We start from the raw sequence: 16,621 nt of genomic DNA on the forward strand, positions 1-16,621 counted from the left end.
ACTAGCATACCGTTACCCCACCTGCACATTACCTTACGTAAAGTTGGAGTATGATTACGCCCGCGGACATGGCGCGCATGCTTGCACATAGTGCCGACTCTGCGGGCACTCATGCCCGCGGCCAGCAGAGACGAGGCCATCTTGTGGAGACCGTAAGCGAACGTCTGGATCCGCAGGTCCGCGAGCGCATACAGGCCGAGGATGACGCCCCTACGCCTGCCCTCATGCCCCGGCACAAGCACGCTTCCGGTCCTTCCACTTTTGCCTCCCTGGATGCCCAGGAGCTACCCGTGGTGCGTGAGTATTCAGCGGGCGGATTGATCTTTGACCGGCACGACCGGGTGGCCATCATCGCCCGGCACTCCCGCTCGGGACACCTGGAATGGTGCCTGCCCAAGGGGCATATCGAGAAGGGGGAAACACCCGAGCAGACGGCCGTACGCGAAGTCCACGAGGAGACGGGGATACTGGGTAGGGTGACCGATTCCATCGCCACCATCGACTACTGGTTCACCGGGACCAATCAGCGGGTCCACAAGCTTGTTCATCATTTCGTCCTGCGAATGATAGGCGGATCCCTGAGTGTGGAAGGCGATCCCGACCATGAGGCCGAGGATGCCATCTGGGTGGACTTCTCCGACCTGACCTCAGTGCTCAGTTACCCCAATGAGCGTAAGATAGCCTGGCTCTACGCAAGGAAGTACAAAAAACAGCCATGATCCAGACCCCTCTGCGCCCGAGCGGGCGCATCAGCCAGCACACTCATGCCTTCGGACGATGGTCCCGGTGGACTCGAGTCCTACCGGCAATCGTCCTCCTGCTGGCCCTGGTGATGGCTCTCTGGCACCCGACACCAGCCCTGGCTGTCGCTAATCGCCAAAACTCGGCTGAGGTGGCCCTGCGCTGGTCGACGCCAGTGGTGAGCAACAAGTCCGGCTACTCACTGCGCGCCACGGTGACCAACACCGCGAACCGACCCATGGAAAATGCCCGTCTGACCGTGTCCACCAGCGCCCTTTACTCCTTCAGCTCCCGGGCCGATATGCAGGCCTGGTCCGAAGCCCACGCCCGCATCCCGACCCCGGACGTGCTGGGTACGCAGACAGTACCGACGATCCCGGCTGGGCAGAGCATCGAGGTTTCTGTCAACGTGCCCGCTGATCAAGACGCGCTCAAGAAGATGACCAGCTGGGGGCCCAAGCCCGTCCGGCTGTCCCTGAGCGACGATCAGGACCGAGTCCTGGGCGACGTCTTCACCTTTTTGACCCGAACCTGGGATGGCCTGCCCACCGCAGGCACCCCCGCCCTGTCCCTGACCATGGTCATGCCCCTGACCTCCTCGGACTGGAACATTGACGATAAGGCCATGACGGCGCTGATGACCCAGTCCGGCTCCGAATCCGAGCCAGGTTCGGGAAACGATAAAAACCAGGGCGTGACACTGACACGCCAGGGAATCCGACGTCAGGAGGATCAGAGCCAGCTGTTGACCAAGCACGGGTCCCTGCAGGCCCTGGGCGATCCGGTCTACCTGTCCACCTTTGCCAACCGTCCGCGGATTCAGGGGCTGATCCAGCCAGCCAACTTCGACATCACCGGGTACACCTCCCAGAATCAGGACCGCTATCCCAAGGCTGGGGTCACGCCAGAGTCCTGGAGCGCCCAGACCGCAGCCAAACTCTATCCTGACGCCACGCCTGGCGCATACGCTTGGCAGGGTATACAGGAGTGGACCATGGAGTCCATCACTACAGCCCGCCGTGCTGGCTACCAAACGATCATCGCCCCCCAGGGCTTCGAGGCCGGCGCCGGCACCTCCGCTCACACCGGCAAGTACACCATCGAGACCAAAGCGGGAAAAGTAACCGTCCTGTCGGCCCAACGCGAGCTCAGCAATCTGGCCAGAGGCCACCCCAGCTCCACACGTGCCACCGGAGAGCAGACCCCAGCGGGGCAGACGGCCCGCTTCATCGCTCAGAGCGCCTTCTATCAGATGGAACAGCCCTACGCCGAACGCTCCCTCCTAGTCTGCTTCGACGCTGACCAGGACACCCAGCAGGCGGACCGGATCATGACCGAGCTGGAGCGCGCCCCATGGATCAGCCTGGAGTCCATGAACAACCTGATGCAGGCGCCCGACTTCACTGGCGGGTCGTCAGGGCTGCTCAAAGCCCTGGAACTCGGCAGTGACAGCGACAACGCCAGACATGGCGATGGCTCGACAGGCACCTTGGACTCCCTGATCGCCAGCCGGGGCGACATCGACCGGTTCGCCACCTCCATCCTGGCTGACGGAAGGCAGGAGTCCCAACCCACCGCCAGTGCCACAGCAGGCAAGACCGACAGCCAGGCCCTGGCCCGCCAGGATGCTGACGCCACCGCCCGCCAGCCCAAGGATCCGCATCAGTGGCTGAACCAGCTGACCGCCGCCCACGACGACCTGGCTCTGAAGTCACTGGGCGGAACCGCAGCAGCAGCCGGTTTGGCAGATCAGGCCGAGGCTATATCCCACCGACTCCTGGACGGGGTCAGCATCACGCCCAGCGAGTCTCTGAACGTCGTCAGTGAGACGGCATCCATGCCCGTGACCGTCAGCAACAGCCACCCCTACCCTGTTCACGCCCGCATCAGCGCCCGAACCGACTCCATGGAGATCGTCACCTCGCGTATGGCGGAGGCGGTCATTCCCGCCCGGTCAGAAGCCCAGGTGACTTTCAAGGTCAGGGTGGCAGCAGCCGGCAGAGCCAATGTGGATATCGGCCTGCTGGACAGCCAGGGCCGACCCTTCGGCCAGGTGCGCCGGGCTCAGATCACCAGCAATCTAAGGCTGAGCGACATGAGCGGTCTGATTATCATTGTCATAGCCGTGCTCCTAGGACTCCTGGGGCTCTGGCGGCAGTTCCACCGTACGAAGGACCCGGACGAATGAGCTCCGTAGGGCGCAATTCCGCCATCATGGCCACGGGCACTGCGGCTTCCCGCGTGACCGGGCAGATTCGCACCATCCTGCTGGCAGCCGCCATAGGCACCACCGGAATCGCGGCCGACGCCTACCAGACCGGCGCCATGATTCCTCAGGTCATGTTCACTCTGATCTCAGGAGGCATCTTCAACGCCGTACTGGTCCCGCAGATCGTGCGCACCCTCAAGGAACGGGACGCAGCGGACCGGCTGAACAAGCTGATCACGGTCGCCATGGTCCTCATGGCCCTGCTGACCCTGCTGCTGATGCTGGGTACACCGGTGCTGACGACCATCTATCTGAACTCCAAGTGGAATCCGGCGCAGCGAGCCCTGGCCAACTCCTTCACCCTCTGGTGCATGCCCCAGGTTTTCTTCTATGGGCTCTACACGGTCCTAGGACAGATCCTGGCCGCCAAGGGCCGGTTCACTGCATACGCCTGGAGCTCGGTGGGCGCCAACGTCATCAGCTGCCTGGGCTTCCTGGTCTTCATCCTCCTGTTCGGCAACGCCCGCAATCAGCCAGTCGGCTTCTGGGACAATGGCAAGGTGGCCCTGACCGCTGGGGCCTGGACCCTGGGAGTGGCCTTCCAAGCACTGGTCCTCTTCATCCCCCTGATTATGAGCGGTTTCCGCTACCGCCCACGCTGGGGCCTGCGTGGAATCGGCCTGCGATCCATGGGCTCAGTGGCGGCATGGAGCATGTGCGTGGTAATCATCAACCAGCTGGCCAACGTGGTCAATGCCCGCATCAACAACGGCGCGCCTCTGGAGGGCAACCCCTTCGACATCGCCGGCAACGGCTCCTATCAGAACGCCTACACGATCTTCATCCTTCCCTATTCACTGGTAGCCGTATCGGTCAGCACGGCCCTCTTCCCCAAGCTGTCAAAGGCGGTTTCGGACGGCCGAATCGGGGATGCCCGCAATGATCTGAGTCAGGCCCTGCGCAACGTTGGACTGGTGATGTTCTTCTTCGCCGCAGTCCTCCTGGCAATTCCAGTGCCCATCACCCGAGCCCTGCTGCCCTCTGTGGGCGTCCATGAGGCCGTCCTGATCTCAGGGCCGCTGATAACCCTGTCCCTAGGGCTGGTCCCCTCGAGCGCCTTCCTGCTCATCCAGCGCACCTTCTACGCCTTCGAGGATGGTCGCCATCCGTTCATTTTCGCAGCCGTCTCCAATACCATCCAAGTAGCGCTGGTTCTGGTGTCCATACGTCTGTTTTCTCCCCGCTACTGGGCGGCTCTGGTGGGGCTGAGCCTGTCCCTGAGCAGCATTCTCAGCTTCCCCATCCTGGCACACATGCTGCGCAGCCCCTTGCAGGGGAATCTGGACGAACGCCGGATCCTGACCACCTATGCCAAGGCTTTCCTTGCTGCAGGGCTGGCCCTGGCAGCTGTCCTGACGGTCAAGACCCCGGTGACCCACCTGGTCGGCGCCTGGGTCCAAGATCGACAAGGCCATATGAGCTGGGTGCAGGCGCTCTTCATCTGCATAGTCATCACCCTGCTGGCAGCGATCATCTATGCCGTGACCCTGACAGCCCTGCGCACGCAGGAATTCACCCAGCTCTTGGTCGATCTGGCTCGTCGTCTAGGCAGGACTGCCCGGCACCCCGTCCGCAGCCTGGATGCCCTACAGGGACGGCCCTCCCGAGTGGCCGACCGCTCGGTCAGAGTGGTGCATTCCTCCTTCCCCGAGTCTACCCTGCCTGGCATGGACGCGGCGCTGGAGAACTTCGAGGAAGCCAGCGAGCCCGGCACTGATGAAGAATCCGCGATAGCCGGGCCTCCGCCGCCGCCCCAGACTCTGCAACCCGTTAGGATTGGCCCTAGAAACAGCAAGGTCCACCACGGGGTCGCCGACTACCGGCGGCGCCCCACTTCTGATGAGAGCTCGACAACCATGAACGCGCATATCGGAGACACCATCCTCGGCAGATACACCCTGGTCACCCTGCTCCGCCGCGCGAATGGTCTAAGCGCCTGGCGAGCCAAGGACAGGGTTCTGGATAGGGACTGCCAACTCTTCATCGCCAGGGATTCAACCTGCATGGACCGGATCAACGTCAACGCCTCCAGCCTGGCGCTGAGCAAGGACCGTCGCTTTACCCCGGTCTACCAGCTGCACACTCGTGACAAGGTCTCCCTGATTGTCACCGCCCCCGATGCCGGCATGTCCCTGAGGGATTACATGCACGGACCCGCTGGGGAGACACTCAGCAATCGGGCCATCGGCACCATCATGGGAGAGGTCTCCGAGGCCATGCGCACCATGCACGCCGCCGGCATGGTAGATTATGCGGTCTCCACGAGCACCATCAGACTGGCACCAGCCTCGATCACTCTGGCAGATGCCCCTATCTCGCCCATGCTGAAGCACCCGTCCGCTTCAACTGAGGAGGGCCTGACGGATGAGAAGTATGCCATACGCGAGCTGGCCGGCGTGCTCTATGCCATGCTGACCGGCCGGTCGGATCAGGACGGACGGCAGCCCAGTCTGCAGGAGCTGCCCGAGCACACCGCAGAAGAGTTCAGAATCATCTGCACGCGTGGGTTGGGCTTGACTAACGAACAGGGAGCTGCGCCGATTCCGCTGGTCACCCTGGCGGAGCTTTCGGCCCTGCTCAGCCCCTGGATCCCGCCCGAGGAGCTGACTGACAGCGATCTGATCTGGCCCGAGCTGGACGGCCGTGCCTCCATCGAGGCCGTGGCTCTGCGCCCCGTGGACCCCAAAAACGTACTCCCGCTTCCTAAAGGGCTGACCTCCTCGGCCCTGCCGGCCGCTCAGACCGTATCTCACTATGAGCCGCACTGGAAGACCAACCAACTGCTCTTCCCTGGCCGTAGCGAAATCGAAATGCTCAATCCAGAAGATACGGATACCGACCTCTTCTCGCTCTTTGACGAGCGTCAGCGGTTGCGCTCGCTGAACAGCTCCGCCCGCAAGACCGCATCCATGAATGTGAGCGCTCTCAGGGCGACTTCGGTCAGACCCGCAGCCATGAATGAGGATGAATCCAAGGCCGTGACTGGACGGATGCCAGTCGTTAAAGACGAACGACATGGACCGTCCGAGGCTCTCAGCGGCAACGGCGTGACTGCCAACAATCCTGTGGCACGAGGATTCTCCCAATGGGACTTCCACAAATCCAGCAGTGGGGAGGATGATGCGGCAGGCAGCCGCCAGGTCAAGGCAGCACCCAACCGGACCGCATCACAGGACGACAGGGGTACACATGCGCTCCGAACAGGAACTGCGGCCCCCGAACCTCCTGTCGCAGGAGAACCTGGATCCCGGAATGAACATTTCGGTTCCGCCGCTGTTTCTGACAGGACCAAGACCTTCAGCCAAGCCGCCCGAACCTCCAAGAACCCTGATTCTGACGAGGAACAACAGGCTACGCTCATGGAGCCGCAGCCTCCCAGTTTCACGCCTGGAATCCACGCCATGCCTGAGCCAGCGACCTATTCAGCACTTCCAGACGATGAGCAGGATAAGGACCTGGATAACGAGGCTGACATGGCCGACACCCGTCTATTCGGCCGCTTCACGACTCGCACAGTGGTCATTGCAATAGCAGCCGTAATCGTTGTGGTGGCCCTGGTCTGGGCCCTCTCGACCATTACCGGGTCCCGACCTAATGTCAGCAAAAATGAAGGCGGCTGGCCGGTCATGTCCAACGTTCCCTTCCCCGGCAAGACCAATGAGGGCGAGGAAGCAACTCCCTCCAGCAACGGCAATGGCGGTGACCAGACCCAGGCTGGAGCCGATACTCAGACTGACAAGGTCAGCCATGCCGACAAGGAGGTCAGGAAGGTTCCCGATCCGCCCAAACCCAAGAACACCACGGCCTATCAGTCGAATCGTCAGCGCTTCCTCAACAAGCCTGCCGGCCTGCAGGGCTATGGATGGTATATGCACCTGACCAAGCCGGAAGAGGTCTCCCGCCTGATCATCGTGGCACCTCAGAGCGGTGGCCATGCCCAGATCTATGCGAATTCCACAGCGGCTCAGCCCAATCAGGGACAGCCATTGGCCGACTTTAGCTTCGATCCTTCAGGCACCACTCAAGTCACCCTGCGCGAGCCGGTGACCACTCAGGACCTGGTCGTCTGGGTACCCATGGATGGCATGCCAGGAGACACTCTGCGCTTCACTTCCGTCCAGGCCTTCTAAGCTTGTCTGCGGGTCGATGCCCGAATAGCGAGCACTCCACGGGATCGACCTGCAGACCACCTGTTGACCGCCGCTGCTTGCAAACTCCATGGACCACCAGCCAGGCATGGCTGCCCACCCATTGATATGCCAATATCATGGGTGTACCGAAATGGTAATGTGTTGGATTTTTCCTCCAACATGACGCCTACAGGTAATACAGTTTCCTTAGACAATGGCGGCAGGAAGGCGGAAGTCAGTTATGGCGGATGATCCCAATATCGCATCCAAGGTCATCAAGAACGATCCCTGGTACAGCTCCTATGCGGCACGGGCCGAGCAGATGCGCGCCTCCGAAATTCGTGCTCTCTTCGCTGTAGCCAATCGGCCTGAGGTAGTGTCCCTGGCTGGCGGCATGCCCTACCTGGGCCGGATGCCCTTTGATAAGCTGGCCGACCAGCTTGGCGACATGCTGCGGAGCAAGGGCCAGGTGGCCTGGCAGTATGGGTCAGCGCAGGGCGATCCCCATCTGCGCGAAGATGTGCTGCCCATTATGGAGCTGGAAGGCATCAAGGACGTCCAGCCGGATGATGTGGTCATAGTCAACGGTTCCCAGTCGGGACTGGACCTGATCACCAGAATCATGTGCGACCCTGGCGATGTGGTGCTGGCTGAGGCACCCAACTATGTCGGTGCCCTGGGCGTCTTCCAGTCCTTCCAGGTCGATGTGGTCAATGTGGCCATGGACGGCGACGGACTGATCCCCGAGGCTCTGGAAGAGACGATTTTGGAGCAGCGCCGCCAGGGCAAGGCGGTCAAGTTCCTCTACACTGTGCCCAACTTCCACAATCCTGCCGGCGCTACCATGAGCGTCGAGCGGCGGCCGCACGTCATTGAAATCGCCAGAAAATACCACGTGCTTATCGTCGAAGACAATCCTTACGGACTGCTGGCATTCGACGGCCAGACCTATCCGGCCCTGCGCTCTTACGACTCGGAGGGCATTGTCTACCTGAGCAGCTTCTCCAAGATCATCGCCCCGGGCATGCGCGTAGCCTGGATGGTGGCGCCTCCTGGCATCCGACAGAAGCTGGTTCTGGCCAATGAATCAGCCATTCTCTGCCCCTCCAATATGAGCCAGATGACCATCACCACCTACCTGGACAACTTCGACTGGAAATCCCAGATCAACGATTATCGCGGGATGTACAAGGAACGCTGCGATGCCATGGACGAGGCTTTGAAGAAGTATCTGCCCTACTGTTCATGGCTGAAGCCCAAGGGCGGCTTCTACATCTGGCTGCAGATACCCCAGGGGCTCAATGCCAAGGACATGCTGCCCAGGGCGATCACTGCCAAGGTGGCTTATGTTTCAGGTACAGCCTTTTACGATAACGGCGAAGGGGCAGACCATATGCGCCTGTCCTTCTGCTATCCCACCCCCGATCGGATCCACGAAGGAATACGCAGACTGTCCACGGTCATCGAGAATGAACTCGCCACCGTCCGGCTGTTCGAGCCTGACAGTGGCAAGGAAAGGGGCTGAATCATGGCGGCCAAGCACAGCAAGACACCTCGGCAGCAGACCGGCGGCAAAACCTCGACAGCCGATAAGGCCAAGACAGTCGTGAGCGCAGCGACGACCACAGCAGCAAACACGGCCACTACCAAGGCTGCGGCCGCTGGCGAAGTGGCCAAGATAGCCAAGCGGACCTCGCACCGCTCCATCCGCAAGGCCACGCCGGTCACCATGGACGATGTCCGCTCCCTGGCGCGCGAGGCGGCCAAGCGCGCTGATAAGTCGCTCCTGGTTATCTGCGGCGGCCTCAGTCATGAGCGTGACATCTCCATCAGCTCGGGACATCGAGTCCAAGGATTCCTGGAAGAGGCAGGATGGACAGTACACGTACACGACATGGATGGTTCGCTCCTGCCATACCTGACCGATGAATCGACCCGCCCTGATCTGGTCTGGCCGCTGCTGCACGGCGCCAACGGCGAGGACGGCTCTATCCGTGATGTCTTGGAGATGGCAGGCCTGCCTTACATCGGATCCCGCGCCAAGGCCTCCCGGACGGCCTGGAGCAAGCCCATAGCCAAGAACGTTGTCCGTATGGCCGGATTGCAGACGCCACATTCCGTAACCCTGCCTGAATCCATGTTCCGCGAGCTGGGAGTCGAACCCGTTATTGATATGCTTCTTGGCTCGCTTGGCCTCCCGCTCTTCATCAAGCCCACCATGGGCGGCTCAGCCATGGGTTGCACCATGGTGACTGAGCAGAGCCAGCTTCCCCAGGCTTTGATCAACTGCTTCGCCTACGGTGATGTGGCCCTGATCGAACAGGCTGTCACAGGCACCGAGGTCTCCGTATCAATCCTTGAATTTGACGGACACCCATTGGTTCTACCCCCGCTCGAGATCTGGACACCCTCAGGCACCTACGACTTCGAGGCTCGCTCCACGCCTGGCCCAACAGAGTTTTATGTTCCAGCCCGGTTAGATGCCAAGACCACAGAGACTGTGAGTGATGCCGCGCTGACCGCTCACCGTGCTCTAGGACTCCGCGATATCTCACGCACCGATTTCATCGTCGATGCGCAAGGTCAGCCGCAATTTCTGGAGTCTAACGTGGCGCCAGGCATGACGGACACTTCGCTTTTGCCGCAATCAGCCTTGGCAGCCGACTACAACCTGCCAGAGCTATACACTGCATTAGTTCAATCAGTTTTGAATCAAAAACGAACTGACTGAGATCTCAAAGCCTGCTCTGTTCTGCCTATCATTTGGCCATCATGAGCAAAGTCCATGTGATGCGAGGTGTGCAATTTATGCAATATGCACCACATGGACCCGCAAGGCACAAGGTACGATGCACACGCGCAGAGACGAGAGTGCACAGGACAAGTACCAAAGCAAACAAGACGAACTACCAGACAGAGCAGCACACTTACTGTAAGGGCATGAACTACCACGGACTGGACATTACCCATGACGGACAGTGAATCCCGCCCGCTAAAGGCGTGATCCCAGCTACGATGTGAATCATATGACCATGGAGGCAGCCTTTATAAGATTGCAATCACTAAAGATTCAGCATTAATTAACACAAGAGATTTTGTCAAGACAAGCCCGACTGCATATTACAGATAGGCATCGTTGCTTGCATATCAGCGAAATAGGGTCACCCGTATTACTGCATCGAGAACGTTGAGCAAGATCTGAATCGGAACCCGAAAATTGCCACTCTACCGTCAATATTGCTATCCCGGAGCATTCGCCGCGGTTTGTTCGTACTCAACGCTGCGTGCACGATGTTTTTATAGGCTTTCATTGATCAAGCCATATTGCTGGTGACTGGCTGCTACCTTCCCTTGCGCCAAAACCCATTGAAAAAATTCGTTGATTCCATGCAAAACGGAAACACGCAGATCCCATCACATCTGTCCTTGTTTAAAGACCAGACAGTCGCAAGACCAAACAAAGGACCGAAACCGAACTGCCTCCATGATCATCATGATCGGCATGAGCAAGCTGACCACGGCCTTGCCAAATATGTTTTACTCGTCTCTGCTGCTTTCCCTGCTCTTGTCCTGCACATGCGAAGAATTCGTATCATATTCCTCCTGAGTTGAGGAAGCATGCCGTTCGGCTGTTCTAGCAGTCATATCTTCATCAGCCTCAGAATTTTTATTTATTCTCGAAGATTCAGCATTCAACTCGTCATCATTGTCATCAGAGCTTGGAGGGTTCCAAAAACGCCAGCTATGCCAGCTGTCATCCTTACTCTTATCGTCTGTTTGAGGACTTGGATGCTCCCGCATCAACCGTTCAACGCGGAGCATAAACCAGATCAGCACCAGAATCGTCCCAAGATTGGTTACGATGGCAATTATGACGGTTTTCTCCATGGTTCAAGAATAGCTGATCTTGTCAGCACCGAGCCTACGATGAGACAACCTGCATCCTTTTCGCCCACCGCGTGTGGCCCAGTCATCCTGCATGGATACAGTAGCGATATGAAGCAAACTGTTCATGATGCTATTGTCATAGGGTCCGGACCTGCAGGTTACACAGCCGCTATTTATCTTGGCAGAGCCGGCTATGCCCCGCTCGTTATTGCTGGAGCCCTATCGCCCGGCGGTCAGCTTATGAACACGACAGAAGTAGAGAACTTTCCCGGATTTCCCGAAGCTGTACTTGGCCCCGATCTGATGGATCAGATGCGCGATCAGGCCGAGCATTTTGGTGCTCGAATCGAATATGATGATGTCGTTTCTGCTGACTTGAGCGGAGACATCAAACGGATCATCACCGATGGCGGCGAAGAGCATCAAGCTCGAGTAGTCGTTATCACCACAGGTTCTCAATATCGTAAATTAGAGATTTCCGGCGAGCGCGAATTTTCAGGGCGAGGAGTATCCTACTGCGCCACATGCGACGGCTTCTTCTTCAAGGACAAGCCGATCGTGGTCGTCGGTGGTGGCGACTCGGCCATGGGTGACGCAGACTTTCTGACGCGTTTCGGCTCTTCCGTAACCCTGATTCACCGTCGCCAAGGCTTCCGCGCTTCAAAAATCATGGTGGATCGCGCCAAGGCCAATGCCAAGATCAATTTCCTCCTTGATTCGGTTGTCACCCGGATTAACGGCGATGATAGTGGTGTGACCTCTTTGGATATACGCAATACAGCCACCGGCCAGGAATCCTCTATTCCAGCGAATGGAGTTTTCGTCGCTATTGGATTCACTCCTCAGACTGCTTTCCTTAATGGTCAAGTTGATCTTGACCAGGACGGCTATATCTTGGTCAAGGGTGGATCAACAAAAACTTCCACACCTGGAGTATTTGCCGCAGGTGATGTGACCGACAAAATCTATCGTCAGGCCATTTCGGCTGCCGGCATGGGTTGTCGTGCTGCCTTAGACGCTCAGGAATATCTTACGAGTTTGGGTAACTGATAAGCCCTTATACGCCTCGAGGACAACAACATATGTGCCTGGCAGTTGACGATTGCCAGGCACATCGTTTATTAATTAGATAGACATCGCTGTTGAGACGAACTGCATATCTGATCTTTGTGCATAACCATTCAACTATTGGCGCTATGCAGCGGAGATACCGATCCAACCAGATATAAATACCCAACAAAATAACTCAGCTTATTAGTCAGCAGTGATTTGCAATCCAGCAGACTGGCAATAGCTAGGCATGTTTCGCCACAGCTTTCAGCCCTAACTGCAAACATGTCTGGTCGGCGAAAGGAATATAGTCACTACTACTGCCCAATTGCACTTGATGCAAGGCAAATACAGCGATTGCTCCTTAGCTCATACCAAACTCGATTAGGCTCTGAAGCAATCGCCAATATCAACTGCAGGATTTGGATAAGCAAACCCTGCAGCTGCATTTTTCAGAATGGTATCAAACCCAGCCGTTATCGTCCGAACGGCTGTTGTTGCTTGCGGGTTGATTCTTCTCCAGAAGAATCGCAACAATTCGGTCCATGTCTTCCGGCGAAGAGAATACGATTTCTATCTTCCCATGCTTTTTAGTGCCCTTTATAGCCACTTTCGTCTCAAAGTGACTTTCCAGATCCTGGCGCACTGGACTATTGGCCCAGACGTTTACCCTCGGCTTTTTTGCTTTCTGCTTCGCTTGCCCGGTCTGCAACGCTACGAGTTCCTCGGTAGATCTTACCGACAAACCCTCAGCAATGATCTTATCTGCTACAGCAGTCATGGACTTTTCATCCGGCAAAGTCAGCAAAGCCCGGGCATGCCCAGCTGACAGCACACCTGAGCTTACTTTTTTCTGCACACTCAGGGGCAGCTTCAGCAGCCGGAGCGTATTCGTGATTTGAGGTCTTGACTTAGAGATTGACTTAGACAAACCGTCCTGAGTCAACCCGAACTCATCGATCATCTGCTGATAAGCCGCTGCTTCTTCCAACGGATTAAGGGCCACTCTATGAAGATTTTCAAGCAAGGCATCACGCAACATGGTGTCATCGCTCGTTGTTTTCACAATTGCTGGTATGGTATCGAGGCCAGCCAATCGAGTCGCACGCCAACGACGCTCACCCATTATGATCTCATAATGGGTTGGCCACCGAAGATTTGCCTTGCTCTCATTTAACAGCGCGCTCGATTGTTCCTCACCAGCCGCAATGTCAGCAACTTTGGACTTAGCTCCCGCGCCGACGAGGGAGGTTGTTTTACCTCCGATGAATTGTGAACTGTCTGCAGGTGTGGATTTGCGCACCACTATAGGCTGCAAGACCCCAACTTCCTTAATTGAGCGCGAGAGCTCCAGCAGTTCGTCTTCGTCGAATATTTGCCGCGGTTGCTGGGCGTTGGGCCTAATATCATCAACACGCACTTCAGCCAGGTACCCACCTTGGACAGGCTTCAATTGCTCTCGGCTATGGTCATCCGCCTTATTAGGTGTGTTATTATCGCGTGACGTTGCAGTATGGTTAACGCTTTGCTGAGCTTCCAGTACTTGTGGATCGACAGCCTCGCTCGATTCCATTATCGGGGATGTTTCACGTGAAACATCTGTCGTCGCAGAAGCAAAGAATAAATCACTGGGGTGTTCCAAATTACCGATAGGCGGGACAGACCGGCGCTTAACAGTCCCTTTCGCTGTTGATGTTTCACGTGAAACATCCTCGTTCAGCGATTGGGAGATACTGACGCGCGTTTGCTTTGTGTTATGAGAATGCTTACGGACGCTGTTAGAAGAATTTCCCGAAGCCGCTTTGTGAGAGCTTGAATGACTTGAATGCACAGTACTGCGTTCTGGTTTTGCGCGGCCTTTTAGTGTGGTGTTCTTCGCTGAGTGCTGCATCCCATGCGATTCCGTATCCGGTTCTTTAAGCTCAGGATGCTGGCTAGCAGGATACGGTGCTTTATTATTTTGCCGCTGACTCATGCCAGCATTGATTTCATCCACTTCACCTGGCAGAGCGGGAAATAGAGCTCCTAAGCCCTTGCCTAACCGTGAACGGCTTGTCATGTCCTCACTCCCCCTGTCTTCTGTTGGCGATATGTTCCAGCACTTGCTCGGACCTCTGAGCGATTTCTAATGCCGCCTCTTCGTAGGCGATAGCTCCTGCTCCTTTAGGGTCATAGGTGACAACACTTTGGCGAAAGCTGGGAGCTTCAGAAATCTTGACTGAACGCGGGATTGTCGTATTAAGCACGATCTCCGGATAATGTTCCTTGACTTGATCAAACACTTCTTTGCTGAGCAATGTGCGTCTGTCGTACATGGTCAACAACATGGTCGAGATCACGAGATATGGATTATAGCTTTGCTGAACAAGTCCTATTGTATGCAGCAGTTGTTGCAAACCTTCAAGGGCATAGTATTCAGCTTGAACTGGTATCAATACCTCATTAACCGAACACATGGCATTCAGGACTAACAATCCGAGACTTGGCGGGCAATCGACCAGAACATAGTCATAATGCTGATGGCAGGTTTTGAGATAGTCGGCGACGGCTTTTTTCATTAACTGATTACGGTTGGGCATATCCGCAACTTCCAGCTCCGCACCACTCAAATCTATAGAAGAAGGGACAACTTCAAGGTTGGGAAATTCCGGGGAGACGACTTTAACATCGTTAATTCCGAGACGACCCTCAAGCACATCGTATGTAGATGGCATTCCAGACTCATGAGCCACACCCAATGCAGTAGAAGCGTTGCCCTGTGGATCTATATCGATGACCAACACACGTTCGCCGAATTCAGCAAATGCGCATGCTAAATTGACGGTAGTCGTTGTTTTCCCTACACCACCTTTTTGATTTGCGATAGCAATGTACCGCGTCTTTGAAGGGTGAGGGAATTCAGTTTGACGCAAGACCTGGTAGCGTGCAGAAAGATCTGCCATCTCCGCGCCGGACACCGAACCTGTCCCGTCAGCGAATATCCGATTCAGAATATCCGTTGCCGTCTCTAAACCTGATGTGTCCGACATATTTTGCTCACCAGCATCAGGAGTATTTCTCGAAACGGGTTTCACCTTCTTCGATGTGGTCACGAACCTTCCTCCTTTTGATAACCACTTAATTTTCCCGTCCTCGTTGGACATGTCAGAACAACCATAAGTTATGCACCTGCATTGTTCATAACTGTGGATAAATGTGGATAGCTTCCTTGTTGGTTCTACAAGCTACACATACTTAAGAATATTAAATCTGCCTTGTAATTATTGATAATTCTGACTCTTTCCATACTGGAAAATAGTCTGTGAAGCGTGATGTGGACAACTCCTCCGGTGCCCTTAAATTGTGCATAACTTACTATCAGACAAGACAGGTTTTCTATTATCCAAGTAACACGCAAAATTTATGAGTATAACTAAGGATCTCATTCATCTATTATTGAGTCGTTATAAACACGGCCGCAACGCTGCAATCAGTAATTTTGTACTACTCCCTTACACAACTGCCCAGCAGAATAGTGTTTCACGTGAAACATTCACATTAACATAAAAAGTAACCTGCCTGGCTGAAAGGCAACTTTGATAGTGCGTGGTTAAAGTATGTTAGTTATGATTTCAAAGCGTTTTCTATCGTAGCTGACGACTATAGCCTACATAGGCTTCGAAACGTTCTATCGAACAACTGATAATCCGTACCGATTATTGCGTTCTAGCTATCTAGTTTAGAATGCAGTATTACTGTATTTTGCTTGTTGTTAGAAAGACCAGAACTACCACCGGCTACATAAAAACGCATTTTTTCATTCTCGGGTTATCTTTTTAAGTCTGTTGCACTTGTCTGTCTTCCTGGTATTGCAGTAACTCAGACCTGAATTGCTGTGTATAACATTGATTGTTTCACGTGAAACATTCAGAACCTTTTGCATGGAAATCATTCAGCCAAGAAAAGGTGAGCGAATAAGTTACATGAGGTAGTATCCTAGAACATTCCGATCTTCATCAATGTCCTCTTTTAATATAAAGACATGATGGGCAGATGAAATAATTACACCTACAGCTTTCTATAATCAATCAAGCAAAGATAATCAAATGACATATATTTATTTAGAGGGAAGGCACGCACACCGATTGACAATGTTTCACGTGAAACAATTCTTAATGCTAGAAATGAAAATCATAAGTCGCTAACCAGCCGCCGGTTTATTACCACTCTACCAATGAACAACAAGTTAATCCATATCAAGCACTGACCCAGAGACGCTACTTTGCATCACATGATCGTTCACTCTTACGATTCCACAAAAGGCCACACATGAAATTATGAATTATACTTTTCAATAATGAACTTTGTGAGGACAAACCTACTAGAAAGATCAGTAACAATGGGATGACGAGACCTCCCTATCATTACAAGTACTATGAGCAGTGCAATATCGCAGCATAAGCTATTTGATAAGCACAACCAGTCAAGTGTAAATACAAAAGGTGAGCACTATAAAACAGATGAATTACCAATTGCAAATATCAAATGGCAGCATCGCCGGAGA

General features: G+C 55.2%; 8 protein-coding genes and 1 pseudogene. 6 read left to right on the forward strand and 3 right to left on the reverse strand.

Features of this window, described 5'->3' with window-relative positions; translation table 11 throughout:
• The first annotated feature begins 77 nt into the window (after positions 1-77).
• The 5 genes from ACUIAD_RS02700 (at position 78) to ACUIAD_RS02720 (ending at position 9,871) form a co-directional block, all read left to right on the forward strand.
• Entirely contained in the window at positions 78-719 is a 642-nt protein-coding gene (locus tag ACUIAD_RS02700) for an NUDIX hydrolase (RefSeq protein WP_375315008.1), read from the forward strand.
• On the forward strand, positions 716-2,929 hold the full coding sequence (locus ACUIAD_RS02705) for a DUF6049 family protein (RefSeq protein WP_110452879.1): 2,214 nt from the start codon (positions 716-718) through the stop codon (positions 2,927-2,929). Before ACUIAD_RS02700 ends, ACUIAD_RS02705 begins: the two co-directional genes overlap by 4 nt.
• Entirely contained in the window at positions 2,926-7,140 is a 4,215-nt protein-coding gene (locus ACUIAD_RS02710) for a lipid II flippase MurJ (protein ID WP_445343613.1), read from the forward strand. The genes ACUIAD_RS02705 and ACUIAD_RS02710 overlap by 4 nt, the downstream gene beginning before the upstream one ends.
• 241 nt (positions 7,141-7,381) lie before the next feature.
• Entirely contained in the window at positions 7,382-8,665 is a 1,284-nt protein-coding gene (locus ACUIAD_RS02715; protein WP_445343614.1) for an aminotransferase-like domain-containing protein, read from the forward strand.
• 3 nt (positions 8,666-8,668) lie between these two features.
• Positions 8,669-9,871, forward strand: a complete 1,203-nt coding sequence (locus ACUIAD_RS02720; protein WP_445343615.1) for a D-alanine--D-alanine ligase family protein — start codon at positions 8,669-8,671, stop codon at positions 9,869-9,871.
• A gap of 806 nt (positions 9,872-10,677) precedes the next feature.
• On the opposite strand, the gene ACUIAD_RS02725 is transcribed toward ACUIAD_RS02720, so the two are convergent.
• A complete protein-coding gene (locus ACUIAD_RS02725; RefSeq protein ID WP_445343616.1) occupies positions 10,678-11,028 on the reverse strand; it encodes a hypothetical protein in 351 nt (116 codons plus the stop codon).
• Between the two features lie 108 nt (positions 11,029-11,136).
• Here ACUIAD_RS02725 and trxB point away from each other — a divergent pair, with 108 nt between their 5' ends.
• A complete protein-coding gene (gene trxB / locus ACUIAD_RS02730) occupies positions 11,137-12,078 on the forward strand; it encodes a thioredoxin-disulfide reductase (RefSeq protein ID WP_445343617.1) in 942 nt (313 codons plus the stop codon).
• A 463-nt stretch (positions 12,079-12,541) separates the two neighbouring features.
• On the opposite strand, the pseudogene ACUIAD_RS02735 reads toward trxB, so the two are convergent.
• Positions 12,542-13,534 (reverse strand): annotated as a pseudogene (locus ACUIAD_RS02735) (ParB/RepB/Spo0J family partition protein); the annotation flags it as partial.
• A 607-nt stretch (positions 13,535-14,141) separates the two neighbouring features.
• Complete coding sequence (locus ACUIAD_RS02740) at positions 14,142-15,107, reverse strand: ParA family protein (protein WP_445343783.1); 966 nt, start codon at positions 15,105-15,107, stop codon at positions 14,142-14,144.
• Positions 15,108-16,621 lie beyond the last annotated feature (1,514 nt).

It is taken from the genome of Bifidobacterium sp. ESL0819, from assembly GCF_052606245.1.

Coding starts and splice junctions, on each gene's coding strand:
- ACUIAD_RS02700 (WP_375315008.1), top strand. CDS start 78: ATGCTTGCACATAGTGCCGACTCTGCGGGCACTCATGCCCGCGGCCAG.
- ACUIAD_RS02705 (WP_110452879.1), top strand. CDS start 716: ATGATCCAGACCCCTCTGCGCCCGAGCGGGCGCATCAGCCAGCACACT.
- ACUIAD_RS02710 (WP_445343613.1), top strand. CDS start 2,926: ATGAGCTCCGTAGGGCGCAATTCCGCCATCATGGCCACGGGCACTGCG.
- ACUIAD_RS02715 (WP_445343614.1), top strand. CDS start 7,382: ATGGCGGATGATCCCAATATCGCATCCAAGGTCATCAAGAACGATCCC.
- ACUIAD_RS02720 (WP_445343615.1), top strand. CDS start 8,669: ATGGCGGCCAAGCACAGCAAGACACCTCGGCAGCAGACCGGCGGCAAA.
- ACUIAD_RS02725 (WP_445343616.1), bottom strand. CDS start 11,028: ATGGAGAAAACCGTCATAATTGCCATCGTAACCAATCTTGGGACGATT.
- trxB (WP_445343617.1), top strand. CDS start 11,137: ATGAAGCAAACTGTTCATGATGCTATTGTCATAGGGTCCGGACCTGCA.
- ACUIAD_RS02740 (WP_445343783.1), bottom strand. CDS start 15,107: ATGTCGGACACATCAGGTTTAGAGACGGCAACGGATATTCTGAATCGG.